At 60.5% G+C, this 23,440-nt stretch carries 27 protein-coding genes and 1 pseudogene; 15 read left to right on the top strand and 13 right to left on the bottom strand.

The features are described 5' to 3' along the window. Positions 1-4: 4 nt before the first annotated feature. From ABIN98_RS21115 to ABIN98_RS21085, 7 genes are all read left to right on the top strand, one after another. A complete protein-coding gene (locus tag ABIN98_RS21115) occupies positions 5-1,390 on the top strand; it encodes a c-type cytochrome (protein WP_346912817.1) in 1,386 nt (461 codons plus the stop codon). Then, positions 1,387-1,554 (top strand): hypothetical protein, encoded by a 168-nt coding sequence (locus tag ABIN98_RS21110; protein ID WP_346912815.1) that lies wholly within the window; start codon positions 1,387-1,389, stop codon positions 1,552-1,554. Before ABIN98_RS21115 ends, ABIN98_RS21110 begins: the two co-directional genes overlap by 4 nt. Positions 1,555-1,690: 136 nt before the next feature. After that, positions 1,691-1,882, top strand: a complete 192-nt coding sequence (locus ABIN98_RS21105; RefSeq protein ID WP_346912813.1) for a DUF6494 family protein — start codon at positions 1,691-1,693, stop codon at positions 1,880-1,882. A gap of 7 nt (positions 1,883-1,889) precedes the next feature. After that, a complete protein-coding gene (locus ABIN98_RS21100) occupies positions 1,890-2,675 on the top strand; it encodes a biotin/lipoate--protein ligase family protein (RefSeq protein WP_346912811.1) in 786 nt (261 codons plus the stop codon). 1 nt (position 2,676) lies between these two features. Continuing rightward, on the top strand, positions 2,677-3,171 hold the full coding sequence (locus tag ABIN98_RS21095) for a DUF6505 family protein (RefSeq protein ID WP_346912809.1): 495 nt from the start codon (positions 2,677-2,679) through the stop codon (positions 3,169-3,171). Next, positions 3,171-4,184: a DUF6352 family protein gene (locus ABIN98_RS21090; protein WP_346912807.1), complete on the top strand. Its 1,014-nt coding sequence runs from the start codon at positions 3,171-3,173 to the stop codon at positions 4,182-4,184. Before ABIN98_RS21095 ends, ABIN98_RS21090 begins: the two co-directional genes overlap by 1 nt. A 469-nt stretch (positions 4,185-4,653) precedes the next feature. Continuing rightward, positions 4,654-6,063: a methyl-accepting chemotaxis protein gene (locus ABIN98_RS21085; protein ID WP_394701576.1), complete on the top strand. Its 1,410-nt coding sequence runs from the start codon at positions 4,654-4,656 to the stop codon at positions 6,061-6,063. A gap of 19 nt (positions 6,064-6,082) precedes the next feature. Here ABIN98_RS21085 and ABIN98_RS21080 read toward each other — a convergent pair whose 3' ends face one another. Continuing rightward, the gene (locus ABIN98_RS21080; RefSeq protein WP_346912803.1) at positions 6,083-6,541 is read right to left on the bottom strand and encodes a hypothetical protein; all 459 of its coding nucleotides are present in this window, start codon (positions 6,539-6,541) and stop codon (positions 6,083-6,085) included. Between the two features lie 101 nt (positions 6,542-6,642). Beyond that, on the bottom strand, positions 6,643-7,023 hold the full coding sequence (locus ABIN98_RS21075) for a hypothetical protein (protein ID WP_346912801.1): 381 nt from the start codon (positions 7,021-7,023) through the stop codon (positions 6,643-6,645). A 207-nt stretch (positions 7,024-7,230) separates the two neighbouring features. Between ABIN98_RS21075 and ABIN98_RS21070 the strand changes: the two genes are divergently transcribed. Together ABIN98_RS21070 and ABIN98_RS21065 are read left to right on the top strand one after the other, a co-directional pair. Further along, positions 7,231-8,115: a DMT family transporter gene (locus tag ABIN98_RS21070; RefSeq protein WP_346912799.1), complete on the top strand. Its 885-nt coding sequence runs from the start codon at positions 7,231-7,233 to the stop codon at positions 8,113-8,115. A gap of 83 nt (positions 8,116-8,198) precedes the next feature. Beyond that, positions 8,199-9,449 (top strand): multidrug effflux MFS transporter, encoded by a 1,251-nt coding sequence (locus ABIN98_RS21065; RefSeq protein ID WP_346912797.1) that lies wholly within the window; start codon positions 8,199-8,201, stop codon positions 9,447-9,449. A gap of 115 nt (positions 9,450-9,564) precedes the next feature. Here the strand turns inward: ABIN98_RS21065 and ABIN98_RS21060 are convergent, their stop codons facing one another. Both ABIN98_RS21060 and ABIN98_RS21055 read right to left on the bottom strand, forming a co-directional pair. Beyond that, complete coding sequence (locus ABIN98_RS21060; protein WP_346912795.1) at positions 9,565-10,293, bottom strand: 4Fe-4S binding protein; 729 nt, start codon at positions 10,291-10,293, stop codon at positions 9,565-9,567. Positions 10,294-10,406: 113 nt separating this feature from the next. After that, a complete protein-coding gene (locus ABIN98_RS21055; RefSeq protein WP_346912793.1) occupies positions 10,407-11,516 on the bottom strand; it encodes a 4Fe-4S binding protein in 1,110 nt (369 codons plus the stop codon). Between the two features lie 191 nt (positions 11,517-11,707). Between ABIN98_RS21055 and ABIN98_RS21050 the strand changes: the two genes are divergently transcribed. From ABIN98_RS21050 to ABIN98_RS21040, 3 genes are read left to right on the top strand one after another with little or no spacing between them, the layout of a single operon-like run. After that, positions 11,708-11,923 carry a DUF3305 domain-containing protein gene (locus ABIN98_RS21050; RefSeq protein ID WP_394701573.1) on the top strand — a complete coding sequence of 72 codons (216 nt, stop codon included), beginning with the start codon at positions 11,708-11,710 and terminating at the stop codon, positions 11,921-11,923. Then, the gene (locus ABIN98_RS21045) at positions 11,859-12,281 is read left to right on the top strand and encodes a DUF3305 domain-containing protein (RefSeq protein ID WP_394701582.1); all 423 of its coding nucleotides are present in this window, start codon (positions 11,859-11,861) and stop codon (positions 12,279-12,281) included. The genes ABIN98_RS21050 and ABIN98_RS21045 overlap by 65 nt, the downstream gene beginning before the upstream one ends. After that, complete coding sequence (locus ABIN98_RS21040) at positions 12,278-12,718, top strand: DUF3306 domain-containing protein (protein ID WP_346912915.1); 441 nt, start codon at positions 12,278-12,280, stop codon at positions 12,716-12,718. Before ABIN98_RS21045 ends, ABIN98_RS21040 begins: the two co-directional genes overlap by 4 nt. Before the next feature lie 175 nt (positions 12,719-12,893). Here the strand turns inward: ABIN98_RS21040 and ABIN98_RS21035 are convergent, their stop codons facing one another. Beyond that, a complete protein-coding gene (locus ABIN98_RS21035; protein WP_346912789.1) occupies positions 12,894-13,298 on the bottom strand; it encodes a hypothetical protein in 405 nt (134 codons plus the stop codon). Between the two features lie 4 nt (positions 13,299-13,302). After that, a pseudogene (gene moaA, locus ABIN98_RS21030) lies at positions 13,303-14,325 on the bottom strand (GTP 3',8-cyclase MoaA). A gap of 342 nt (positions 14,326-14,667) precedes the next feature. Here moaA and ABIN98_RS21025 point away from each other — a divergent pair. Next, positions 14,668-16,092: a deoxyribodipyrimidine photo-lyase gene (locus ABIN98_RS21025; protein ID WP_346912787.1), complete on the top strand. Its 1,425-nt coding sequence runs from the start codon at positions 14,668-14,670 to the stop codon at positions 16,090-16,092. A gap of 51 nt (positions 16,093-16,143) precedes the next feature. Next, positions 16,144-16,512 (top strand): DUF971 domain-containing protein, encoded by a 369-nt coding sequence (locus ABIN98_RS21020; RefSeq protein ID WP_346912785.1) that lies wholly within the window; start codon positions 16,144-16,146, stop codon positions 16,510-16,512. On the opposite strand, the gene ABIN98_RS21015 is transcribed toward ABIN98_RS21020, so the two are convergent. Next, positions 16,509-16,946, bottom strand: coding sequence for a hypothetical protein (locus ABIN98_RS21015; protein WP_346912783.1), 438 nt, complete (start codon positions 16,944-16,946; stop codon positions 16,509-16,511). The genes ABIN98_RS21020 and ABIN98_RS21015 overlap by 4 nt on opposite strands. A gap of 125 nt (positions 16,947-17,071) precedes the next feature. Beyond that, positions 17,072-17,668 carry a L,D-transpeptidase gene (locus ABIN98_RS21010; protein ID WP_346912781.1) on the bottom strand — a complete coding sequence of 199 codons (597 nt, stop codon included), beginning with the start codon at positions 17,666-17,668 and terminating at the stop codon, positions 17,072-17,074. Positions 17,669-17,945: 277 nt separating this feature from the next. On the opposite strand from ABIN98_RS21010, the gene ABIN98_RS21005 reads away from it, so the two are divergent. Continuing rightward, on the top strand, positions 17,946-18,959 hold the full coding sequence (locus ABIN98_RS21005; protein WP_346912779.1) for a DUF3616 domain-containing protein: 1,014 nt from the start codon (positions 17,946-17,948) through the stop codon (positions 18,957-18,959). A 10-nt stretch (positions 18,960-18,969) separates the two neighbouring features. On the opposite strand, the gene ABIN98_RS21000 is transcribed toward ABIN98_RS21005, so the two are convergent. The 5 genes from ABIN98_RS21000 to ABIN98_RS20980 form a co-directional block, all read right to left on the bottom strand. Continuing rightward, entirely contained in the window at positions 18,970-19,389 is a 420-nt protein-coding gene (locus ABIN98_RS21000; protein ID WP_346912777.1) for a hypothetical protein, read from the bottom strand. Positions 19,390-19,615: 226 nt separating this feature from the next. Beyond that, positions 19,616-21,253 carry a fumarate hydratase gene (locus ABIN98_RS20995; RefSeq protein ID WP_346912775.1) on the bottom strand — a complete coding sequence of 546 codons (1,638 nt, stop codon included), beginning with the start codon at positions 21,251-21,253 and terminating at the stop codon, positions 19,616-19,618. 142 nt (positions 21,254-21,395) lie between these two features. Further along, the gene (locus tag ABIN98_RS20990; protein ID WP_346912773.1) at positions 21,396-21,953 is read right to left on the bottom strand and encodes a YceI family protein; all 558 of its coding nucleotides are present in this window, start codon (positions 21,951-21,953) and stop codon (positions 21,396-21,398) included. A gap of 21 nt (positions 21,954-21,974) precedes the next feature. Then, entirely contained in the window at positions 21,975-22,559 is a 585-nt protein-coding gene (locus ABIN98_RS20985) for a cytochrome b (RefSeq protein WP_346912771.1), read from the bottom strand. Positions 22,560-22,638: 79 nt separating this feature from the next. Beyond that, positions 22,639-23,223: a YceI family protein gene (locus tag ABIN98_RS20980; protein WP_346912770.1), complete on the bottom strand. Its 585-nt coding sequence runs from the start codon at positions 23,221-23,223 to the stop codon at positions 22,639-22,641. Between the last annotated feature and the right edge of the window lie 217 nt (positions 23,224-23,440).

The following is a 23,440-nucleotide window of genomic DNA, read 5'->3' as shown; positions in this document are numbered from 1 at the left end:
TGTCATGGCAAAGGCGCGACGGCTTTGGCCTGCTGCGGTGATCATGGCGGCCCTGGCCGCGCCGGTGATGCTTCCCTTCGAAGCATTCGCCGGCTGGCCGGAACGGCTGGCAGGTCATGGAGGTCCGGTTAAATCCGTCAGCCTGGACCCGTCGGGCAAACGCCTGCTGTCGACCTCGTTCGATTATTCGGCGCTCGTGTGGACCCTGCCTGACGGGGAGGGGGAACCGACGCCTGAACGGCTGATTGGCCACAATGCGGCGGTCAACGACGGCCGTTTCCTGGGAGGCGATCGGGCCGTGACCGTTTCCGACGATAGCGACCTGATCCTCTGGGATCTGACGACCAAGGCGGTCGTTGCCCGCTTTTCGGGCAAGGGCGAGAAGGTCCTGAGCCTCGATGTATCTCCGGACGAGCGCTATGTCGCCGTCGCCTCCTGGGAGAACGAGGCGCGGATCTACGACATTGCCGCCGATCCGCCGCGTCAGGCGTTTTCCCTGCCCGGTCATCGCGGCAACGTCAACGCCGTCGCCTTTTCGCTGTACGGGGCTAAGATCTTCACCGCCTCCTACGACGGCGGCATTCGTCAGTTCGATCTGAGGACGGGGGAGCTTGAGCGCGAACTCGTCAATTTCGGCTGGGGCGTGAACACGCTGAAGGCGCTGCCTGACGGCAAGGCGCTTTTGTTTGGCGTCACCGACGGCAAGGTCGGGGTGCTCGACATCGAGACCGGTGAAGAGGTCAAGGTGCTGCCGCCGCACCTGCGACCCGTTCTGTCCCTGGCGGTGTCCCGGGATGGCAAGCGGGCAGCGAGCGGCGGCGGGGATGGCGTGATCCGCGTGTTCGATCTGCCGAGCTTCGAACTGCTTGAGGAATTCGAAAATCCTTACGGCCCGGTCTGGGGCCTGGATTTCACCGCTGATGCTAAGCAGCTGTTCTACGTCGGCCTCGACGATCAGATCCACGTCTGGCAGATCTCCCCGCGCAAGCCGTTCGAGCCAGTCGATGTGGATTTTCCCCGCCGCTTCCAGGTCACCAATACGGACGATCCGGGCGAGCTTCAGTTCGCGCGCAAATGTTCCGTCTGCCACACCCTGACACCGGACGGCGGCAACCGGGCCGGGCCGACGCTCTACGGCGTCTTCGGACGCAAGGTGGGCACGCTTCCGGGCTACCCCTATTCGCAAGCGCTTCTGGACGCCGACTTCGTCTGGAACGAAAAAACGATTTCCGATCTTTTCGATCACGGTCCGGATGTGGTGACACCCGGATCGAAAATGCCGATCCAGCGGCTGAAGACTGTCGAGGATCGCGACGCGCTCGTCGCTTTCCTGAAACGGGCCACCGATCCGAACGGCCCGCAAACCCAATCCGGAGGGACCACCCAATGAAAGCCTTCATCTCAGGGATCTGTGCCATGGCCGTGATCGGCGTGGGCGCCTGGTTCGTTTTGACGAGGGAACTCGATTATTCCTCTAGGACCGTCTACACGACCGGCAACGACTCGGTCCGCCTCGATCCCGGCATGGGCGAACGGCCTGGCGAGCACGAGTGAACCGGAAAAAACGACTCACAATCAATCACTTGCAGCCCCTTTGTGAATCAGTTCCGAAGGTGGTTGAATCAGTCTCTCAACAACCTGAATCACTTTGTCAGAAAGGGCGGGTTGGATTCGAGAGGGAATCGGAAAAATGAACAACGACAATTTCAACATGTCCATGCGCAAGTTTCTCAAGCAGGTTGGCGTGACATCGCAGCAGGCCATCGAGGAGCATGTGCGCAAGTCGGGCCTTGAGGGCGGTCATCTCGATGCGAAGATGACCCTGACCATCGAGGGCGCCGGCGTCGTCCACGAGGTCAAGGGACGCATCGAACTGGATTAGACCCTAGATGACAGTCGCCCTGAGTTTCGATCCATCCTTTCCGCCGCTGCTGACGAGCCGTCCGGTGGTGCCGCCGCTCGATCCGTTGAACGCCGCCGTGGAAGCAGCGCAGAACGGAAAGGCGGAAGCCGGTGACCTGTTCTGGTCCTGCGACACCACGGAGATCTCCTGTGCGGTGCTCCTGGAGCCGGACGTGCCGCGCGAACGGGCACAGGAGATGCTCTTCGTCGCCATGACCGCCATGGCCGATGCCATCGGCGCACTGTGCCCGCCAGAGCTGGCGATCACCTGGCGCTGGCCCCATGCCGTCTATGCCAACGGTGCCCGTTTGGGCGAAGCCCGCATGGCCGTCAGTGACGAGGACGACGAGGCCGGTTCACCCTTGTGGATGGCAGTGGCGCTCAAGCTGGCACTGACGCCGACCGATACGAATGAGCCGGGCCGTACGCCGGACCGCACGACCCTGTGGGATGAGGGCGCTGTGGAGCTTGAAGCCATTCCGGGGCTGGAGTCGCTCTCCCGGCATTTCCTGACCTGGGTCCATCGCTGGGAAGTGGACGGTTTCAAGCCGGTGCACGAGGCCTGGCTGTTCCGCTGCGACGGCTACCGGGAGGAGGTCGCTGTTGTGACGGACGAGGGCGTCCTGCAGGGAACCTTCACCGGCCTGGACGAAAGCGGCAACCTGCTCCTCAAGCAAGGCGGGGAGGGAGCATCTGTCCGGATCCTGAACGTCGCAGATCACCTCGGCGAGGATCGGACCGCAAAACCGCTCGTCTCGGTCACGGAGATCTGACGTGCCGCGTTTTTTGAGAGCCATCCGTTTCGACCAGTCGGACGCCCATGTCTTTCCCCGGGCCGCGTCTGAGAACGACTGGGCCATTCCAGGCAGTTTCGTCTTCGCCCATGGCCAGTTCGGCGATCCGGCGGAGCTCACCGGCAAGGAGCGACAGGCCTTCGTCAGCGGCTTTCTGGCGCTTGGCTCCTTCGGCTTTTCAACACTCGTCAGCGTGGCCGATGCTGGCCAGCAAAACATCGACGCCTGCACCGCCCTGCTGACCGGCCACCTCCTGGATCATTACGGCGCTCCGTCCGAGGCGACCGCCCGCGAGGCGGCGGAAGCGGAAATCGCCTTCGGTCGCGAGTTGGCGGATGGGCTTGAGTTGAATACATTGCTTGCCCTGAAACGCGAGATCGGTGAGGACGGCCAGATCCGCGAAAGTTTTCATATCGTGACGCCGCCTGGAGAAAAGCCGCATGCGCGGATCTGGGATGTGGTAGAGGAGCCTTGATGCGCCCATTCTGGAAATCCGCCGGTTATCATCTGGTCGAACGCGAAAAGAACGGCTGGCTCCTCGTGACACCGGACCTTCTGCGCGCCTATCTCACCCGGCCCGAAATCCACCCGGTCGAGGAATCCTGCCCCGCAGAGCACCGCCTGTTCGAACGCCTGATGAACGATCCCTTCGCCGCCGTCAGCGCGGCCGAGCTGCAGGAGATCCAGGACAAGGACACGGCGGACAATTACAGCGTCGTGCTGGCCTTCCGCGATCACCTGGTGAAAAACAAGACGGTGGAGGGGGCCTATTCGGCGCTGTTTCGCGAAGGCACCATCTCGGTTCCTCCGGTGTTTCTCGACCAGCTGGTGCACCTGATCCTGCGCAACATTCTGCGCAACTGCCAGGACCCGCTGCGCCTGCGTGCCGCCGAACTGTTCTTCCGCGAGCAGGTGGTCACCTTGAACGAGGGAACCGTCACCATCGCCGACGCGGAGATCGTCGAGATGATGTCGGAAACCGGCGGCCTTGGCGGTCTTGGCGCGCTGTTGATGGAATCCGGCACGCCCATGCGCGAAGTCGCACTCGATGTGCTCGGCGAGGAAAACGCGGACATTTACTGGGACCGCTCCGACCGCTTCGACACGGCGCTCGATTTTCGTTTCACCCAGCCCGGCCCGGACGCCTTTGCCCGGGTGCTGGAGGCCTGGATCCGTCACTTCCATCAGGTTCAGGTCCGCATCCAGCCGGTCCGCAATATCCGCGACGAGCACTGGTCCTGGCACATCGGCCTCGATGCCGATGCGACCGCGATCCTGAACGCGCTCTTCAACGAGGAACCGCTGTCGGAGGCCGACAACCTGCGCATCCTCGGCCTGTTCCGCCTCGATTTCGAAAACCGCTCCGACATGCGCGCCGACCTGCGCGGCAAACCGGTCTGGCTCGGCCTTGCCATGACGCCCGACTACAAGATCCGCATGAAACCGCAGAACCTCCTGGTCAATCTGCCGCTGGCTTCGGAGAGTTGATCAACTGTCGGGGCCGGGGATCAAGACGCGCTGATAAGCGGGCGTGCCTAATTCGGAAGATAACCCAGTCGAGTTTGCACGAGACCGAAACATACCGGATCAGGGACATGCGGAAGGATTGGGGTGAATCCAACCGAAAACGCGGTTGTCGGACGGCGCAATGCGGTCGCCAACTCGGGCGATCCAATGTCGAAAACGGATTGCCGGGACAAGAGGAAACCAGCTGGCAAGTCAAGGATGGAAGCTAGTAAAAAGGCAATCTGATATTTGGTGCAAAAGCGTATAGTACAACTATATATTTATATGTATTACCACCAACCGGAAACTTCCTTTGCGTTACCCAAATTTAAGGGACGATATTGTACGTCTACCTTAATGCTTATCCCGATTGGCGAAAGAGGGCGTGATGTTTGGATTCTCTAATACGCAACTGGTCTCATTGGCTGCGGATCATTTGTCCGCAAATGTGATGATAGCGGATGCGGATTACAAAATCGCCTATATGAATGACGCGGTTCTGGGGCTGCTAAAGGAGGCCGAAGACGACATCCGGGAGATGTTTCCGGATTTCCGTGCGGATCAGCTCCTGGGAAAGTCGATCGACATCTTTCATAAGAATCCGGCGCACCAAAGAGGTCTGTTGGACAGCCTCACATCCACCCATCGCGCGACCATCTCGATCGGGCAGCGTTCCTTCGATCTGATCGCAAATCATCTCCGGAAGGGCGGCAAGCGTATCGGAACCGTCGTCGAGTGGGCCGATGCGGCGGAGCGACTTGATAATCTGGAATTTCGCGCAAAGCTGGAAGCCCTCGGCAGATCCCAGGCTATCATCGAGTTCAAGTTGGACGGCACGATCCTGGACGCGAACGACAATTTCCTCGATGCGTTGGGCTATCGCCTCGACGAGATCGCCGGCAAGCATCACAGCATGTTTGTCGAGCAGAGTTACCGCGAAAGCGACGCCTATCGCCGCTTCTGGGACCAACTCGCCGAAGGGAAATTCCAGTCGGACGAATTCAAACGGATAGGCAAGGATGGCAAGGAAGTCTGGATCCAGGCAACCTATAATCCCATCTTCGATTCCTCCGGACGTCCTTACAAGGTGGTCAAGTTTGCGACTGACATCACCGATCAGATCCTGGAACGTCAGCGCCGTGAAAATGTGCAAAAGGACATCGACGTCCAGTTGGGCGAAATCGCGCAGGCGATCTCGAATGTGATGGGTCAGGCGACGGAATCCGCGACGGCGTCGACCCAGACCGCATCCAGTGTTCAGACCGTCGCCGCGGCCGCCGAGGAACTGGTGGCTTCCATTCATGAAATCGGCCGGCAGGTGCAAACCGCATCGGAGGTCGCCCAGAAGGCGGTCGGAGAGGCGACCCAGTCCAATGAAATCATGGTTGGATTGTCTGACGATGCCAAGACAATCGGCCATGTGGTCGAACTGATCGACAATATCGCCAATCAGACCAACCTTCTGGCCCTGAATGCTACGATCGAGGCGGCAAGAGCCGGTGAAGCCGGAAAGGGATTTGCCGTTGTTGCCTCGGAAGTGAAGGAACTGGCCTCTCAGACCAGCAAGGCGACCGAAGAGATCTCCAGTCAGATTGAAAATATGCAGGGGACGACGGAAAGTGCCGTCACCGCCATTTCGGCTATTCTGGACGTCATCAATCAGATCAGCGACATTTCGACGAGCATCTCCTCGGCCGTCGAAGAGCAATCGGTCGTCACCCGGGAGATCTCCTCCAACATGCAAAGCGCTTCGCAAGGGGTGGAGGTCGTAACCAACAACATCCAGTTCATTTCCACGGCGACGACCCAGATCGATGCCGCGACGGACAAGGTACGGGAAGCTTCACGCTCCATTGCCTGACGGTTGCCGCCGGAGGATGTCAGAATTGATCGTCCAGTTGCCAATGAAACGTATTGCCGAACAGCAGGCCGCTCGGGAAGGCCGTTCTTTCGATGTGGTTGATCGAAAAATACTCGATGATCTCTTTGAAAAAGACCTTTCTGTCGAGGAGGATGGTTGAAACCTCCACCCACAGGCCCAGCTCTTCGCTGGTATAGGCCTTCGCGACGTCAAAGCCGCAGTTTTCCATGATGTCGTAGAAATCGAGTTCGATATCCGACATCCGGTCCCAAATTCTGAAATCGAACGAGGCAACGATCAGCCACGTCAGGCCGAAGGCCAGTTCGTCATCGTCCTTGATCTCCGGATAGCGGGCGAGAAATTCCTCGACCCGGCCGTCGTCTGCAAGCTCGACTTCCCAATCCTGCTCCTCGCCGGTCGCGGGGAGGGAAAACATCCGGCACAGAGTGTCTTCGGCGTATCTGGTAACGTGCTTCATGCCGCGCTCCCATGAGACTTCCGAGAGATCCGGAAACCGGGCGCTGCACCCGGGCGAATCTACCGGACATGGGAAGATGATCGGTCACTTGGGCGAGTTGTTCAATCCTCCCGTTCAAGAAGCGGCCCGGCAAGCGTCCCTTCCGGCAAGGTATAGCCGCACTCGGCACACATTTTTGCGCGCGGCGTTCTGAACGGCTTCTGGCAGTTTGGACAATGCGAGCCGTAGTCCGACATGCGAACCGCCCAGAGTTCATCCGGGTGATCCAGCCGGCAGCCCGTCATGGCTTCGTAAAGGTCAAGCGCCTTTTGCCCGCATGGCTCGTTCTGCTGGGCTTCTCTGATGGAACATTGAGTTTCGCCCCTGTAAGCCTTGATGTTCTCGATCCTTTTGTAGAGCAGGGGACCGATGTCCGCCCATTCTGCCTCGGAAAGCAGGGGGACCGTCTTTCGCAGCCGGAAGACATACTCAGTTCTCGACAAGGCAGATCTCCCCTACGCATGGCGTGACTGTTGCTCTCCGCGGTAGCGGCTAAACGAGAGATACAACTTGGGTATTCAGTCCGGATTTGGCAACGGTGCGCAACGCCATCGCACCGCATCACAATCCGGCCTTTCACGCGGAACGCTTCATATGATAAGGAAAGCGAACTAATTAAATCTCGGCGACCGCTTCCCCTGGAGATGAGCTTGGACTTTCGCGACAATGGCCGCGCGATCGCAGCAATGACGCTGTCTACGGCCGGTTTCATTTTGAACGACTCGCTGGTCAAACTGTCCGCGGATGATCTACCGTTCGGCCAGATCCTGATCGTGCGGGGCGGATTCAGCATTGTCCTGATGCTCGCGGCGTTCATTGCGACCGGCGGGCACCGGCATATCCGCAGCCTGCTTCATCCGGCCGTCGCCATCCGCACGCTTGCCGAGACCATGGCGACGCTGTTTTACCTGACCGCCCTGTTCCACATGCCCATCGGCAACTCGACCGCGATCCTTCAGGCCATGCCGCTGCTGGTCACCGCCGGTGCGGCGATCTTCTTCAAGGCGCCGGTCGGCTGGCGCCGCTGGACGGCCATCGGCATCGGCTTCATCGGTGTGCTGCTGATCGTCAAGCCCGGACTGGCCGGGTTCAACATCTGGTCGCTGAGCGCCCTTGCCGGCGTCATCTGCATGGCCATCCGGGATCTTGCGACCCAGCGGATGCCAAGGGAGGTCTCCACCTTCGGGGTCGCCCTGGCGTCGATCGCGGCGGTTACGATCCTTGGGATCGGGTTCAATGTCAGCGAAGGCTGGCATCCGATGGAGCCGAAGGTTTACGTTTACCTGGCCGGTGCCGCGACACTGATCGTGGTCGGCTATGTGTCCCTGATCATGTCCATGCGCATCGGCGAGATTTCCGTCGTGGCGCCGTTCCGCTATGCGGCGGTCTTGTGGGCGTTGCTGCTGGGTTACCTGATCTGGGGCGATCTGCCCGACCTTCTGACAGTGATCGGGATTGTGATCATCATCTCGACGGGCATCTACACGTTCTTCCGGGAACAGCGGTTGAGCCGCATGCCTGCGACGCGCAATTGAATAATTTTCGATTTACGGTTGTCCGGGCAGTATACTCCGCCGGCCTCCGGAAACTGAACACGAAACGGACCATTTGAGTTTTAATGACTGCTGAATTTGAAACCGAGGCTTCTTCCTCCGCACGTCCGGGCCCCGCAAAGGTACCGTCCTTGTGGATTCTGATCGCCATTTCCACGATCAGCCCCCTGTCCATGAACATTTACCTGCCGTCCATGGCGGGTATGGTCACCGCCTTCGACACCACGGCCGGTATGGTTCAGCTCACCATGTCGCTGTTTCTGGTGTCGATCGCCGTGTCGACGATCCTTCTCGGTCCGCTCTCCGACCGCCTTGGCCGCCGTCCGGTGGTTCTGTGGGGCCTGGCGCTCTATATAGTCTCCAGCGTCCTGTGCCTGTTGGCGCCGACCATCGAGACCCTGATCGCCGCCCGTATCCTCCAGGCGCTGGGAGGCTGTACCGGCATCGTTTTGAGCCGCGCGATCGTGCGCGACCTGTATGAGCGCGACAAGGCGGCCAGCATGATCGGCTACGTCACCATGGGCCTGGCGATCGGACCGATGCTGGCCCCTGTCATCGGCGGTCTGCTGGACCAGTTCTACGGTTGGCGCGGTGGTTTCTACACCATGCCGATTCTCGGTGTCGCCGTACTCGGGGCCGCCTGGTTCAATCTGCATGAAACCAATTTCAAACGCTCCGCGGGCGGCGGGCTCGGTGTTCTGTGGCAAAACATGTGCGCGGTGATGCGCGAGCCGCTGTTCTGGGCCTTTTCCATGGTTGTGGGCTTTACCTCTTGCGTCTACTTCGCCTTCCTCGGAGGCGCCCCCTTTATCGCCGGCAACATTCTCGGCATGCCGCCCGGCGAAATGGGCTTCTTTTTCATGTTTATTGCCGCGGGCTACATCATCGGCAACTTCATATCCGGGCGGATCGCGGAACGGGTCGGCGTCCTGCCGATGATTGTTTTCGGCTCCATCCTGCCGGCCATTGCGGTCGCCGTCGTAGCAGGGGTCCTGATCCTGGATATCGGCCACGCGCTTGCGCTGTTCGTGCCGATGTTCTTCGTCGGGCTCGGCAACGGCATCTGTCTTCCGAGCGCCGTCGCAGGCGCGGTCAGCGCGAAGGCGGAACTGGCGGGTGCGGCATCCGGTCTTGCCGGATCGATACAGATCGGTTCCGGCGCCGTCGCCAGTGCGGTCGTTGCCTGGATGCTTTCCGACACCATGTGGCCCACGACCGCCTGGCCGATGGTGGGCACCATGATCGTCTGCGTTATCGCGTCCCTGGTGAGCGTCGTCGCCATCAAGGTGCTCGATCGCGGCAGCGAGAGCACCTGAACGAGACCGCTAGTCTTCCTTCAGGAAGTCATCCACCGAAAGCCCTTGCTTGTCGGCGTTGATGTAGTCTTCGGTCGTGCGAATGCGAGGGCGGCTGCCGCTTCTCAGCAGGCTGTCATCCATGTTCCACTGGGCGTTGATGCGACAGTCGTCGCACATTTCGATCAGCTGGATCTGGGCTTCCCGAGCGGAACATGTGGTGCTGCCCGCCCAGCTTCGACTTGATCCGTTCGATGGTCGAGCGGGTGCCGAAGGGGCTTGCCGCAGGAGACCGCAGTTCGCCGGTTTCCTCCTCGTGCAGGATCACCGCCTGCATGGCGCTGGCCGCCGTGTTGAAGCGCGGCTCCAGCGTGATCACCTTTTCCGGGCAGGTGGTCTGGCACAGGCCGCACTGGACGCAGGCCGTTTCGATGAAGCTGACTTGCGGCCGGTCCGGATTGTCGCTGAGCGCACCGGCCGGGCAGGCGGACACGCACGACAGGCACAAGGTACAGCCGTCGCTGGCGACGGAAATCCGGCCGTAGGGGGCGTTTTCCGGAAGCGGGAAGACCTCCGGCGCCTCGGGGCTGGCCGCATGGAGGGCGGATATCGCCATGCGCGCCACGTCGCGCTTACCGCCTACCGGCGAGAAGCGATGCACTTCGGATACGATCCGCGGGCCGGTCGCGGCACCGACTGCGGCGGCTAGCGCATCCGGGTCGCTGTCGGTGAGGATCTCGATCCGGCCGTCGCTGGCGTGGCCCATGCCTTCAAGCAGGGCGTGGGTGAGCTCCGCTTCCGCTTCGAGCGGCGCCAGTTCGTCCGCGTGCTCCGGGTCGCAAAGAAGGACGATCCGCAGCGCCACCCGCGTTGAAGGCCGTCACCATGGCAATCGTGCCCAAGGGCCGTGACCGCATGGAGCGACAGCGGCAGGACATTTGCGGGCAGGCCGTCGCCGGAAGCGGGCAAGCGCATTGATCACCGCCACCGCCGTGTTCCGCCGAATTGCACCAGCAGAACCGGTGTCTTGCCGCCGGCAGCTCCATAGGTGCCGAGCAGCGCCTGGATCCGGTTCAGAAGGTCGGCCCGGTAGGGATACTGGTAGGTGATCGCCCCGGTCGGGCAATTGGCGGCACAACTGCCGCAGCCGCCGCAGATGCCCGCATCGATCGCCACCTTTTCACCGGTGGACGTCATCGCGCCGGCCGGGCAGGCGTCGAGGCACTTTGAGCAGCCCGTCTTGCCCGCATGGCTGTGGGCGCAGATGTCTTCCCGGTAGGAAACGTAAAGCGGGCTTTTCGAATTCGCCGACCATTTCGGAAGCTTCATGCAGCACCGCCGCGATCCGGACCGGATCGGAGGGTTCCGCGCGGAAATAGCCGTCACGCCGGTGCGGATGCGGTCAGCGGCGGGGTGTCTCCGCTCAGATCGACGACCAGACTGCAGGTCGACCGCGCCCCCATCCCGGGGCATGAGGAATTCAGGCTTGGCGCGGGAAGACGGCAGCATCGGCGCGTAATTGTCGAGCGTGACCTGGAAGGTGCCGAGCGAGCCTGTCAGCGTCTTCAGCTTGCCCTGAAAGACCGGAAACGGCAGTACGGACGGAAGAACCACATCTTCGGCGGAACTCAGGACGAGGGTCACCGACAGGGTTTCCTCCAGCTGCAGGGCGGCATCGAGCGCCGCCTGACCGGCACCGTAGACGAGGCACATTCCGTCGGATTCGATCGGCTTGACCGGTGTCGGCTGGGACTGTTCCTGAAGGCCGGCATCTTCCAGAAGGGCGAGGATCTTCGCCGTAGCGGCCGTGCCTTTCTTCGTCCAGCCGGCCGTCTCGCGGATATTGGTGAAGTTCACCAGGTCGGCCGCGTCGGCTTCCTCGGCAATTTCCAGAAACAGCGGAGCTTCCTGGGTGCAGGCAACCAGAAGCGGCTCGCCCGAATTGACCGCGTCTTCGAATACGGAAAGTTCTCCCCGGCACAGCTCCGTACAAACCGGCGCTTGAAGCCGGTCGGACAGCCCTTGCGCTGCCTTTTCAAGCTGCATGGTCTTGTAGCAATTGCAGAGCAGGACGCGGCTGGCTGACATCGAGTTCCTCCGGGCGGGGAAAGGTCCCCGGTTATTATAATTATTGGAAGTCTATCGTTTGCGGGACGCTTTTCAAGCGCCAGCGAAAGGCAAAGGTGTTGTCCCGAGGCCGCGCCGCCCTAACGTTTTCTGCTGTTTTCCTGAAAGGGACGATGGCTTAGAATAAAGGAAAGAAAACAAGGAGGACGCAGGTGGAACGGGAGATCTCCGCATCGGTCGGCATCATCGTAGAGCGGCGCGACAGCACCAGCCGTTGGGTGGACCATGTCTGGACGGCCCCGGCGGTCGTTCCCGACGCGCCGCCGACGGACGGCTGGCAGTTGCTGCAGCAGGTGCGACGGCATTGTCCAATATCATTATGCGCCGGTACCGTTGACCCTTCATCGCAAGCTGGGCGAGGCCTATGACGCCAATGTGGAGACCGAAACGCCGTCCTTGTGGATCCTGCTTGATGACGCGGAGACCGAGCCCGTGCCGTACAAGGTTCGCGGGGTGACCGCCGACCCTTACGAAGCCATGGGCTCGTGCTCGATTCCGGCGAAGGCCTCGTCGAACGGGTGCCGATGCCGGCAGAGCTGGTGCGTTTGGATGGCCGACTACATGAGACAGATGCCGGAACCGGAGAAATTCAAGAAACGCAAAGCGCACCGCAGCCACGGTGGAAGAGACCGCAATTCGGCAAGGAGCCGATCTTTGACCGCCACCACCGGCCCGAGGGGCAGGGGCAATGAGCGGGAAAGCGCAGGACGGCGAAGGCTTCCCTGAGCCGCTGGTCCCGGCGCAAGCGGGAAAACCATCCGGCGGATGAAAGAGGGCGAAGACACGGCTCTGGCCCCGGCCAGCGGCGATTGAAGGGCAGGAAGGCGTCCGGCTTGAAGGGCAGGACGGCCCTGCCGAGGATCCCGAGCTGGTTGCCAATCGCGAGGCTGCCGAGGCGGTCGACCTGGAAAGCCATGACCTACGACTCCGATTTCACCGTGTTCATGAAGCGGGGCGTTCCGGAAACGCTGAAGAATGCCGCGCTCAGAAAACTCTGGCGCAGCAATCCGGATCTGGCGGTGCTCGATGGCCTGAACGATTACGACACCGACTTCCGCCCCCCCGACGAGACAGCGATGGACGGCTTCAAATCCGCCTGGAAGGTCGGGCGCGGCTATGCCGACAAGGCCGAAGAGGTGGCCGCCGAAATGGAAAGCCGATAGGCCAGGATCGCTGAAGAGTTACAGGCCGGTCCAAGGGAGGACGCCGGAGAGGCGCAGCCCGATGCGGTGATTGGAGACGACGCTCCCGTTGATCTGCAAGAAGGCGAAGCTGCTCTGGCAGAAACCGGGGCCGAGGAACAGGAAACCGAAGCTACTACCGATGAAACGGACGGTGTCAAAAAAGCGCCGCGCCGCCGCCGGATGGCATTCGAGGTGGAGAACTGATGGCCTGCGCGAGACTCAGGTAGTCTGAGACTACCGAACCCTTGGAAAACTGCGCCTCGCAATAGTCGACGGCGCGTTGGCGAAACTCGTTATACTGTACGGCGCTTATGACGCCTTCCTCACGCATCTTGTCGACCGCGCCGCCCCGGTCTTTCAGGCAGGCGTCCAGTTCCGGGGTCCCGGTGCTTTCCTGCTGAACCTCCGTTCCCAAAATATTGGCCATCAGGCTGCGAATGACAGGCACGTCGTTGCGGCCGAGCCAGATCATGAGGGCGAGGGCGCATAAGGCGAGTAGGAGGGCAGCGAACCGTGTGCCGCAGCCGTCCAGAGACGAATTCCGGCTGCCCCCGCTCACGGCCTCATCCGCCGGTCACGCTCATGTGGCGCGAGGACGGCCGGCTGCCGGGGTTGCGCCGGTCGATCACGAAATCGTGGCCCTTCGGCTTGCGCCCGATGGGCTTTCGTCAATCGCCGCATTCAAGAGGTCGTTGCCTTCCGACGCGCGCAACGGCGCCCTAAGGTCCGCCATGTCGTCCTGGCCGAGGCACATGTAGAGCTGGCCGGTGCAGGTGATCCGGACCCGGTTGCAGCTCTCGCAGAAATTATGGGTCATCGGCGTGATGAAGCCGAGCCGGCCCGCCGGTCTCCTTGACTTCCACATAGCGTGCCGGCCCGCCGGTCTTGTAGGGAATGTCCTCCATGGAGAACTGTTCGCCAATCCGGCTGCGGACCAGCGATAGCGGCAGATACTGATCGGTGCGGTCGCCGTCGATCTCACCTAGCGGCATGGTCTCGATCAGGGTCATGTCGTGACCGTTTGCATGAGCCCATTCCATCATCGGAATGATCTCGTGCTCGTTGACGCCCTTGAGCGCGACCATGTTGATCTTGACCTTTAGACCGGCATCGGTGGCCGTCTGAATGCCTTCCATGACCTTGTCGAGTTCGCCCCAGCGCGTGATTGCCTTGAAGCGGTCGGCATCGAGCGTGTCGAGAGAGACGTTGAGCCGGCGGACGCCGCAGTCATGGAGTTCGGAGGACAGTTTGGTCAGCTGGGACCCGTTGGTGGTCACCGTCAGCTCCTCAAGGGCGCCGGTTTCCAGATGACGGGAGAGAGAGCGGATCAGGCTCATGATGTTCTTGCGCACCAGCGGCTCGCCTCCGGTCAGGCGCAGTTTCTTCACGCCCTTGCCGATGAAGGCAGAGCAGAGCCGGTCGAGTTCTTCCAGCGTGAGGACTTCGCGCTTGGGCAGGAACGTCATGTTCTCCGCCATGCAATAGACACAGCGGAAGTCGCAGCGGTCAGTCACGGAGACGCGTAGATAGGAAACCGCCCGGCCGAACGGGTCGATCATCGGAGCCGTTCCGCGGCCCGACGTCATATCGGTCTCGAGCGATGTATTTGAGGACAGCGGCTTGTCCATCGTTCCGCCCGTCATTCAGGTCTCCCTCACTTGCCCGGCTGCTGGGCCGGATATTTTCCATCTAACCTAGTGTAATTTACGTTCGACGCAATATCCCGTGAGGACAAAGAATATTGATGGATTGGCAGAATTGGGTTCGGAAATTTACGTGAAGCGTTTCCGGCCCGAAAATGAGCCCTATAAATATCTCCAAGCTGGCTGAAAGCGGTGCGGTTGCGGGAACTTACTCGAATCCGCTTGGCTTTCGTCCCAGAAAATACCCAAGAAAACCGAAGTGCACGCTAACCCGCAGATATCCGAATGACCACAATCGTCTGGTTTCGCCAGGATCTTCGCATCGCCGACAATCCCGCTCTCTATGAAGCCGCTCGCGAAGGGGAGGTGCTCCCGGTCTTCATCCTGGAGGATGCAGACCGGGTCGGTGATACCCATCCTTTGGGTGGGGCCAGCCGTTGGTGGCTTTATCACAGCCTCGAAGCCCTGCGTGGCGATCTGGGCAACCTGATGTGTCTGCGTGGCGACGCGCGGGTGATTCTTCCAGCCCTGGTTCGCGAAACCGGGGCAAAGGCGGTTTACTGGAACCGGTGCTACGAACCCCATGCGATCGAACGCGACAGCACGATCAAGGCCGATCTCAAGGCGGACGGGGTCGATGTCCGCAGTTTCAAGGCATCTCTCCTGTTTGAACCGTGGGAAGTCGAAACCAAGGCCGGTGGACCGTTCAAGGTCTATTCCCCCTTCTGGCGAGCCCTGCAGGAAAAATCCGTTTCCGAACCGCTTGGCGTGCCGGAACGGCTGGAGTTGGCGAACGGCCCTAAGGGGGAAAATATCTCCGATTGGGGGCTGCTACCGTCCAGGCCGAACTGGGCGGGAGGATTTGAGGAAATCTGGCAGCCGGGTGAACGCTCCGCGATGAATCGTCTTCGGAAGTTCCTCAAGGAAGGGCTAGAAAATTATGGGTCTTTGCGGGACCGGCCGGACTTGGCCAACGTCTCGCGCCTGTCGCCGCACCTGCACTTCGGCGAGATCTCGCCGCGTCAGATCTGGCACGAGACCAAGCGATTGAACGAGCATTTCTCCGATGCCGGAAAATTCCTGAGCGAGATCGCCTGGCGGGAGTTTTCCTACCATCTGCTCTATCACTTTCCGGCCATGCCTTCGGAGAACTGGAAACCGGACTTTGACGCCTATCCCTGGCGGGACAGCCCGGAGGACCTCGAAGCCTGGCAACGGGGCCGGACCGGCTATCCCATCGTCGATGCCGGTATGCGCGAACTCTGGCGCACAGGCTATATGCACAACCGGGTGCGCATGATCGCGGCGAGCTTCCTGGTCAAGCATTTGCGCCTTCACTGGTTGCACGGCGAGGCCTGGTTCCGCGATACGCTGGTCGATGCGGATCTCGCCAACAATTCGGCCGGCTGGCAGTGGGTCGCCGGCAGCGGCGCCGATGCGGCCCCATACTTCCGTGTGTTCAATCCCATGACCCAGGGGTCGAAGTTCGATCCTGATGGCGCCTATGTGCGCAAATGGTGCCCGGAGCTGAAGGGGCTGGAAACGGCCCATCTCCATGCGCCTTTCCTGGCGCCGGATGAGGCCTTGGCGAGGGCGGGCGTGACCCTTGGGCATACCTATCCAAAGCCGATTGTCGACCATGCGGCTGCCCGCAAGGCGGCCCTTGAGGGGTACGAAGAAGTCAAACGGGCGAACGGAAGCGACGCTTGATCTTTTATGTACCCGTACCCTAGTGTCCGCGGCAAATGCGGGAGAATTGACGTGAGCGATGAAGCGAAGGCCTGGCCGACCGAGATCAGGCTGAAGGACGACAAGAAGACGCTGGTGATTTCCTTCAACAACGGCGAGGTCCACGACTACAGCGCCGAATATCTCAGGGTGTGCTCGCCCTCCGCCGAAGTGCAGGGCCATGGGCCTTCCCAGAAAAAGACGGTTCCGGGCAAGATCGATGTCGGCATCATGAAGATCGAACGGGTCGGCAACTATGCGGTCCGCATCCATTTCGACGACCTGCACAACACCGGCATCTTCACCTGGGATTATTTCCTGGACCTCGCCAACGACCGCGAAAAACACTGGGGCGGCTATATGAAGGAACTGGCGGAAAAAGGCCTTCGCCGCGAACGCTAGTTACCCGATTTGCCCATATGGGCTGCCATGTCTTCGACATAAGCGAGGATGGCCTCGATATCGTCGAGGCTCAAAATGACCTCATGGGTCGTGACCGGCAGGTTCTCCGGCCGGGGATCATCGGTCTCCAACCGGATATGGGCCGGGTGCGGATTGCGCGCCATGAAAGTCTGGAAGCGGTCTTCCCAATCTTTCAGAACCTCGATCATGATCTTGAAGGACGGAGTGGAGGAAATGCCGCTGAAACGATCCTTGTCGCTGACGATATGACAGCGGGCGCAATGCAGTTGCGAAAGTGCAAGTCCCTTTTGCGTAAGGACGCTTTCTGCCGCAGCGGCAGGCGGCGAGCAGATGACCATGGCGCCGGCAAATGCAAGCGCCAGAACCGGTCTCAGGCTGGATGGCTGACGCCGCCACGTCCTCCTCGTGGGCATCTGGCTCTCCTTTTGTTTTTTGCCATCTTAAGACAGAAGGAGTGCATGTGACCAGAGCATGTGACGTTGGGGAAAGAGAAAAGCCGGCGCAAGGCCGGCTTTCCTGCTTTTTCTGGAAACGGGTGTCAGCGCTTGACGATGACCTTCGCGCCGACATCGACCGTCTTGTAGAGATGGATCACATCTTCATTGGCCAGACGGATGCAGCCTGAGGAAACGGCACTACCGATGGTCCAGGGCTGGTTGGTGCCGTGGATGCGGTAAAGCGTGTTTCCGATGTAAAGGGCGCGTGCACCGAGCGGGTTTTGCGGGCCGCCGGGCATGTGAGCCGGCAGGATACGGCCCTGGCGGCGTTCGCGGACACGCATTTCCGGCGGCGGGGTCCAGCCCGGCCACTCCGCCTTGCGGGTGATGCGGTGAGTGCCCGACCACTGGAAACCGTCACGGCCGACGCCGATGCCGTATTTCATGGCCCGGCCGTTATCCATCACGTGATAGAGGCGGCGTTCTTTGGTGTCGATGATGATCGTGCCCGGCTTTTCAGGGCCGTTGTAACGGACACGCTTGCGGTTAACCGGCGACTTGCCGCCATACCCGCCCGGGCCGTAGGTGACCCATTCTCTTTTCTGCAGGTCGAAATAGGTGCCGCCACCAAAGGCGAGCGCCTGACCGCTTGCAATTGCGAAACACAGTCCGAGGACTGCCAGTACCAGCTTGCGCATAAATAACCCCCGAAATCCCGAAGATGAGGAATCACTCTGAAAACTCTAGGCAAAGCTACAAATCTATCCTTGCCGGGTTATTAACAATGATGGCCGGAGTATAACAAAATCAAGGCTCGAGGACCATTCCAAGGGTTTCATCGAAGCGATGTGTTGCCACAGGGCAACGAAATTCAGCCCATGGTTGAGTTTGTTTTTTACGCTACGTAACAATTAGGCCGGTATTCGCCAAATTTTCGATGAGTTCGAACGGGGGGAGCTGAACAGGGAGGTGGCCATGCGACTATTTCAACGACACTGGCGATTCCTTTTTTCCATTGTCCCATGTGCCTTGCTGATGGGGGCGGCGGTTCCCGGCGCAGCGGCCCAGGATTCGGGCCTCGGAATCGCCTGGAAAGCCGGGCCGCATTTTGCCGGCAAGAAAAAGGTGCGCAAGAGCATCAGTGGCGCGGCCTGCGCGCCGGTCTTGCCGCCGGTGTGTATCGCGGCTCTGGATGAGAAAAACCGGACCCAATTCTTCACCATCGCTGATCGGACGCTGAAACCCGGTCCGGTCATGGCAATTGTCGAAGACAATGGGAATGGCGATCCCGATACGGAAGGGGCCGCCTATGCCGACGGTTTCTTCTATTTGCTCGGGTCACATGGGCTCAGCCGCAAGAAGGGCAAGTTTCATCCGTCGAGCTTCCTTATGTTCCGCTTTCCGGTGGACAAGAGCACAGGCAAGCCGGCCTTCGACATCTCTGCTGATACGGTCGCTCCCGAAATCACCCGTTCGGACAGGCTTCGCCAGGTGATCAGGAAATCCCCCGGAGTGATCGGCGACTATGCCGAAAAGCCGCTTGGCAAAAAGGCGGGCGGGGCCAATCTGGAAGGCCTCGCGGTCATCGGCAAACGCATGTATGTCGGTTTCCGAGGGCCTTCATCCAAAGGGCGTGCCTACATCCTGTCGGTCGACGTGGATCGCCTGTTCGGCGACGGCGACCTCGCGCCGGTGATTTTCACGTTGGAACTCGGCAAGAACATCGGCATCCGGGATCTGGCGGCCGTTTCCGGCGGCCTTTTGATCCTCGCCGGACCGGTGCAGGAGGAGGGCCTCTATTCGATATTCCGATGGGACCTGAAAAATCCGCCGCAAAAGCTGAAGGACCTGGTGATGCCCGATCCCGAGGTCAAGGCGGAGACGCTTCTGGTGCTGGGGCAGCAAGACGACAGCTATGACGTCCTGGTCCTATATGACGGCATCAAGGATGGCGGTCCGCGGGAATATCGTTTGTCCTATTCGCGATAGAAAGAGCATCTCATCTGGCAGTGCGTTTGCCATAGACCAAATAAGGTGTCGGAATTGTGCATCCGGTCCAATAACCGGCGACTGGATGCTGAACGGAAAAAACGGAAGGCGAAAGCCTTGGTTTCCTCGGGTTTCTCGGTTTGGGGCCTGAAAGCCCGATCTGGGTAAAGATTGCCAGCGAGCGGGGATCCAAACCGGTGACATGCTTGGTCCAAATTCGGATCTGGTATTTGGGCACTTTTCCTTTTGTGAAACGGCATTCGATTTTGATCGGGACAAGTTCCTCGCGGAACATGAACTTCCCGTAGCGATAAAGATCGCCTTTTTCGATCCAACCGGAATCTTCGGCCAAGACATGCCCGGGAAACATCGTTGCAACGAACAAAGCCAAAGCTGTTGCCAGAGAATAGGGTAACAATTTGATATGCATCTGCACCTTCCCCGAAAACTCGCCTGATGAGTGTCAAGGCGTCTCTCGACCATAAACAGTTGCAACGAGATTCCAAAGCCCGCCTGTTTGGTCTGGCGCCCCGGTAGGCGGAGCGTCTCAAGAAATTCAGGGCTGCCGGAGAAGGCGAGAGTTCAGGCAAATATCGAACACCCGCCGGCTCTCCAGTCGGCGGGTGTTTCATTTTCAGAGCGATCCCGGGTGAACCTCAGCCCAGGTTCAGTTCCTTGAAGAAGTCGTTGCCCTTGTCGTCGACGACGATGAAGGCGGGGAAGTCCTCGACCTCGATCTTCCAGATCGCTTCCATGCCGAGCTCCGGATATTCGACGCATTCCACCGATTTGATGCAGTCCTGGGCAAGGCGCGCGGCCGGGCCGCCGATCGAGCCGAGATAGAAGCCGCCATGGGCCTGGCAGGCACGGCGCACCTGCGGCGACCGGTTGCCCTTGGCCAGCATCACCATGGAGCCGCCTGCGGCCTGGAACTGGTCCACATAGGCGTCCATGCGGCCGGCCGTGGTCGGGCCGAACGATCCGGACGGCATGCCTTCCGGGGTCTTGGCAGGGCCGGCGTAATAGATCGGGTGGTTCTTGACGTAATCGGGCAGGGGCTCGCCGGCTTCAAGCCGTTCGCGCAGCTTGGAGTGGGCAAGGTCGCGCGCCACGATCAGCGGGCCGGTCAGCGACAGGCGGGTCTTGATCGGATGTTTGGTCAGTTCTGCAAGGATTTCCGGCATCGGCTTGGTCAGGTCGATCTTGACGACCTGGTCGGACAGATGCTCGTCGGTCACTTCCGGCATATATTTTTCCGGATGCATCTCGAGCTGCTCCAGGAAAATACCGTCCTTGGTGATCTTGCCTACCGCCTGGCGGTCGGCGGAACAGGACACGCCGATCCCGATCGGCAGCGAAGCGCCGTGGCGCGGAAGGCGGATGACGCGAACGTCGTGGCAGAAATACTTGCCGCCGAACTGGGCGCCGACGCCGGTCGCCTGGGTCAGCTTGTGGATTTCCTCTTCCATGGCGAGGTCGCGGAAGGCATGGCCCAACTCGGAGCCCGCCGTCGGCAGGTTGTCGAGATAGCGCGCGGACGCGAGCTTGACCGTCTTCAGGTTCATCTCCGCCGAGGTGCCGCCGATGACGATCGCCAGGTGATAGGGCGGGCACGCGGCCGTTCCGAGCGTCAGGATCTTTTCCTTCAGGAACTCGATCAGCCGGTCGTGGGTCAGAAGGGAAGGCGTGCCCTGGAACAGGAAGGTCTTGTTGGCCGAGCCGCCGCCCTTGGCCATGAACAGGAACTTGTAGGCGTCTTCGCCCTCCGAGTAGAGCTCGATCTGCGCCGGCATGTTGTTGGCGGTGTTCTTTTCCTCAAACATCGACAGCGGCGCGAGCTGCGAGTAGCGCAGGTTCTTCTTGAAATAGGCATCGCGCGACCCTTCGCCGAGGGCGGCTTCATCGGAGCCGTCGGTCCAGACCCGGCGGCCCTTCTTGCCCATGACGATGGCCGTGCCGGTGTCCTGGCACATGGGCAGCACGCCGGCAGAGGAAATGCTGGCGTTCTTCAGAAGGTCGAAGGCGACGAACTTGTCGTTCTCAGTCGCTTCCGGATCGTCCAGGATCTTCTTGAGCTGTTCCAGGTGGCCGGGGCGCAGATAGTGGTTGATGTCCTTGAAGGCTTCCTCGGCCAGAAGCCGCATGCCTTCACGCTCCACCACCAGCACCTCCTCACCGTTGAACTCGGCCGTCTTCACGTAATCCGAAGTCAGCTTGCGGTAGGGCGTGGTGTCCTTCGAAAGCGGAAACAGGCTGCTGTGCTTGTAGTCGGGCGGTGTCAGGGGAGCGTTCATGGGTCTCAAGGTCTTTCTGGCTCTGGCGTCCGGCGCAGGGAAGCGTCGACCGGGGCTGGATCAGTCTGGAGGTCTTTTACGCAAAACGACCGGAAACGCCAAGCGCTCCGGTCGTCAACCTTGGTCGAAACTTCGGAAAATGTCAGCGCGTGGCCGTCAGATCCAGCTTCACCTTGACCGCATCGGCAAGTGTGCTGGTCGCCACGCTGGAGCCGACCTTGTGGGCGGTCCGACTGATCGTCGCCGTTCCGTCCGCGACCGCCGTGTCGCCGGTGATTGTCAGGGTGAAATCCAGCGTGACCGGTTGGCTGATGTCGCGGATGGTCAGCGTGCCTTCGGCCTGATAGGCGTCGCCGCCGAGGGCCGTGACCTTGTCTGTCTGGAACACGGCCTGCGGAAAACCGGCGGCATCGAAAAAGTCCGGGCCCGGCAGCATGCCGTCGAACTGGGCGCTGCCGGTAGCGGCACTGCCGGTTTCGATGGTGGCCTTGATTTTGGCCTGTTCCGGGGCTGCCGGGTCGAAGTCGATCGCAGCGTCCCACGTGGAGAAGGAACCGGTGACGGTTTCTTCTCCCTGGGCCACTTCAAAGGAAAGACTGCTCTTGTCCTTGTCGACGGTCCAGCTGTCGGCGAAAGCGGGGTGCGCGAAGGCCGTTGCGAAGAGGGCAAGCGCCGCGATCGCATGATGTTTCAGATGCATCGGAATTATCCTTGGATGAGGTCACGAGGCGCTTTTCGCCGGGGCGGTCGAAACCATCCGGCGGAGGGTTTCATCGCGTTCAATGAAGTGGTGTTTCAGGGCGGCCCCGATATGGGCGACGAGCAGGCCGATCAAAGCGTAGGCGCCAAGCGCATGAACGGTCTTGAGCGTGGCTTCGGCCTCTGCCTTCGGGCCGAGTGCTTCCGGCACAGGCAGGTGCGGAATCGGCAGGACATCGAACAGGATCGTGGGAATGTTCCACGGAGATGCGGATACCATCAGCCAGCCGGACAACGGTAAAGCGAACATCAGGACGTAAAGTCCGATGTGTCCTGCATGGGCAGCGAGACGTTCCCAGGGCTTCATCGTGTCGGGAAGCTTCGGTGCCGGGTTCATGAGCCGCCATAGAAGGCGAAGAACGGCAAGCGCCAGAACGACGAAACCGACGGACTTGTGCAACTGGTAAAGGCGGAAAGTCGCCGGATCCGTTTGCGGCAGTTCGTGCATGTAAAGCCCGAGCGCCAGCATGAAAATGATCAGGACGGCCATGGACCAGTGAAAGGCGATGGCCACACGACCGTACCCGCCAGGCGTATTGCGGATCATTGCACACTCCTTGAGTGAAAAGACTGGCCTTTGTTGAAAAGACCGGCCCCGAGGGAGGCGGGGCCGGTCCGCAAAGGGCTTAGTTGGTTGTCGCCGCCTGCAGGGTTTCGCCGTGGAAGACCACGGTGACGTCGTCACCCACGTAAGGCACGTACATGTCCATGCCGTAGTCGGAGCGCTTCACGATCCCGGTCACGGCAAAGCCGGCAGCCGGCTTCTTCGCCATCGGGTGTTCGCCCAGCGTGGTGACGTTGACATCGAGGGTCACCGGCTTGGTGATGTCCTTGATGGTCAGGTCGCCGGTGACTTTCAGCGTGTTGTCGCCGGTCTTTTCCACCTTGGTGCTCTTGAAGGTGGCTTGTGGGAATTTCTCGGCGTCGAAGAAATCCGCGCTGAGGAAGTGCTTGTTACGGTCCGGGAAGAACGTGTCCATGCTGGCGACGTCGATCACGAATTCGACGGAGGAGTTCGACGGATTTTCCTGGTCGATGATCAGCTTTCCTTCCCATTCGCCGAAACGGCCGTCGGTCGTGGAAAAGCCAAGATGATTGTAGGAAAACGACAGGTTGGCGTGGGACTTGTCGAATGCGTATTCGGTCGGCTCGGCGACCGCGGCACCCGTCAGAGCGACGAGGGCCACAAAAATGCTTGCAGGGCGGATCATGTTCAAACCTCTGGTTTAGATGACGTAACGTCCCGGAAGGGGCGCTCAGTCGCTAATTAATACGTCCAATGAAAGAAACAATTTTACTGTCTGTTCACTGATTGGAAACAGTCGAGAACGTGTCGTGGGCGTGAAGATGAGGGCGCAGAAACCTGCGCCCAGGGAGGCGCCGCAGCGAGGGCCGGGTTCTGGAAATCGCTCAAAATTTCGGCAAATT

Source organism: uncultured Roseibium sp. (assembly GCF_963675095.2).
In the GTDB taxonomy this organism is placed as follows: Bacteria; Pseudomonadota; Alphaproteobacteria; order Rhizobiales; family Stappiaceae; genus Roseibium.
This window is presented reverse-complemented; position numbering and strand designations above follow the sequence as displayed.

Coding starts and splice junctions, on each gene's coding strand:
- ABIN98_RS21115 (WP_346912817.1), top strand. CDS start 5: ATGGCAAAGGCGCGACGGCTTTGGCCTGCTGCGGTGATCATGGCGGCC.
- ABIN98_RS21110 (WP_346912815.1), top strand. CDS start 1,387: ATGAAAGCCTTCATCTCAGGGATCTGTGCCATGGCCGTGATCGGCGTG.
- ABIN98_RS21105 (WP_346912813.1), top strand. CDS start 1,691: ATGAACAACGACAATTTCAACATGTCCATGCGCAAGTTTCTCAAGCAG.
- ABIN98_RS21100 (WP_346912811.1), top strand. CDS start 1,890: ATGACAGTCGCCCTGAGTTTCGATCCATCCTTTCCGCCGCTGCTGACG.
- ABIN98_RS21090 (WP_346912807.1), top strand. CDS start 3,171: ATGCGCCCATTCTGGAAATCCGCCGGTTATCATCTGGTCGAACGCGAA.
- ABIN98_RS21085 (WP_394701576.1), top strand. CDS start 4,654: ATGATAGCGGATGCGGATTACAAAATCGCCTATATGAATGACGCGGTT.
- ABIN98_RS21080 (WP_346912803.1), bottom strand. CDS start 6,541: ATGAAGCACGTTACCAGATACGCCGAAGACACTCTGTGCCGGATGTTT.
- ABIN98_RS21065 (WP_346912797.1), top strand. CDS start 8,199: ATGACTGCTGAATTTGAAACCGAGGCTTCTTCCTCCGCACGTCCGGGC.
- ABIN98_RS21055 (WP_346912793.1), bottom strand. CDS start 11,516: ATGTCAGCCAGCCGCGTCCTGCTCTGCAATTGCTACAAGACCATGCAG.
- ABIN98_RS21025 (WP_346912787.1), top strand. CDS start 14,668: ATGACCACAATCGTCTGGTTTCGCCAGGATCTTCGCATCGCCGACAAT.
- ABIN98_RS21015 (WP_346912783.1), bottom strand. CDS start 16,946: ATGCCCACGAGGAGGACGTGGCGGCGTCAGCCATCCAGCCTGAGACCG.
- ABIN98_RS21010 (WP_346912781.1), bottom strand. CDS start 17,668: ATGCGCAAGCTGGTACTGGCAGTCCTCGGACTGTGTTTCGCAATTGCA.
- ABIN98_RS21005 (WP_346912779.1), top strand. CDS start 17,946: ATGCGACTATTTCAACGACACTGGCGATTCCTTTTTTCCATTGTCCCA.
- ABIN98_RS21000 (WP_346912777.1), bottom strand. CDS start 19,389: ATGCATATCAAATTGTTACCCTATTCTCTGGCAACAGCTTTGGCTTTG.
- ABIN98_RS20995 (WP_346912775.1), bottom strand. CDS start 21,253: ATGAACGCTCCCCTGACACCGCCCGACTACAAGCACAGCAGCCTGTTT.
- ABIN98_RS20990 (WP_346912773.1), bottom strand. CDS start 21,953: ATGCATCTGAAACATCATGCGATCGCGGCGCTTGCCCTCTTCGCAACG.
- ABIN98_RS20985 (WP_346912771.1), bottom strand. CDS start 22,559: ATGATCCGCAATACGCCTGGCGGGTACGGTCGTGTGGCCATCGCCTTT.
- ABIN98_RS20980 (WP_346912770.1), bottom strand. CDS start 23,223: ATGATCCGCCCTGCAAGCATTTTTGTGGCCCTCGTCGCTCTGACGGGT.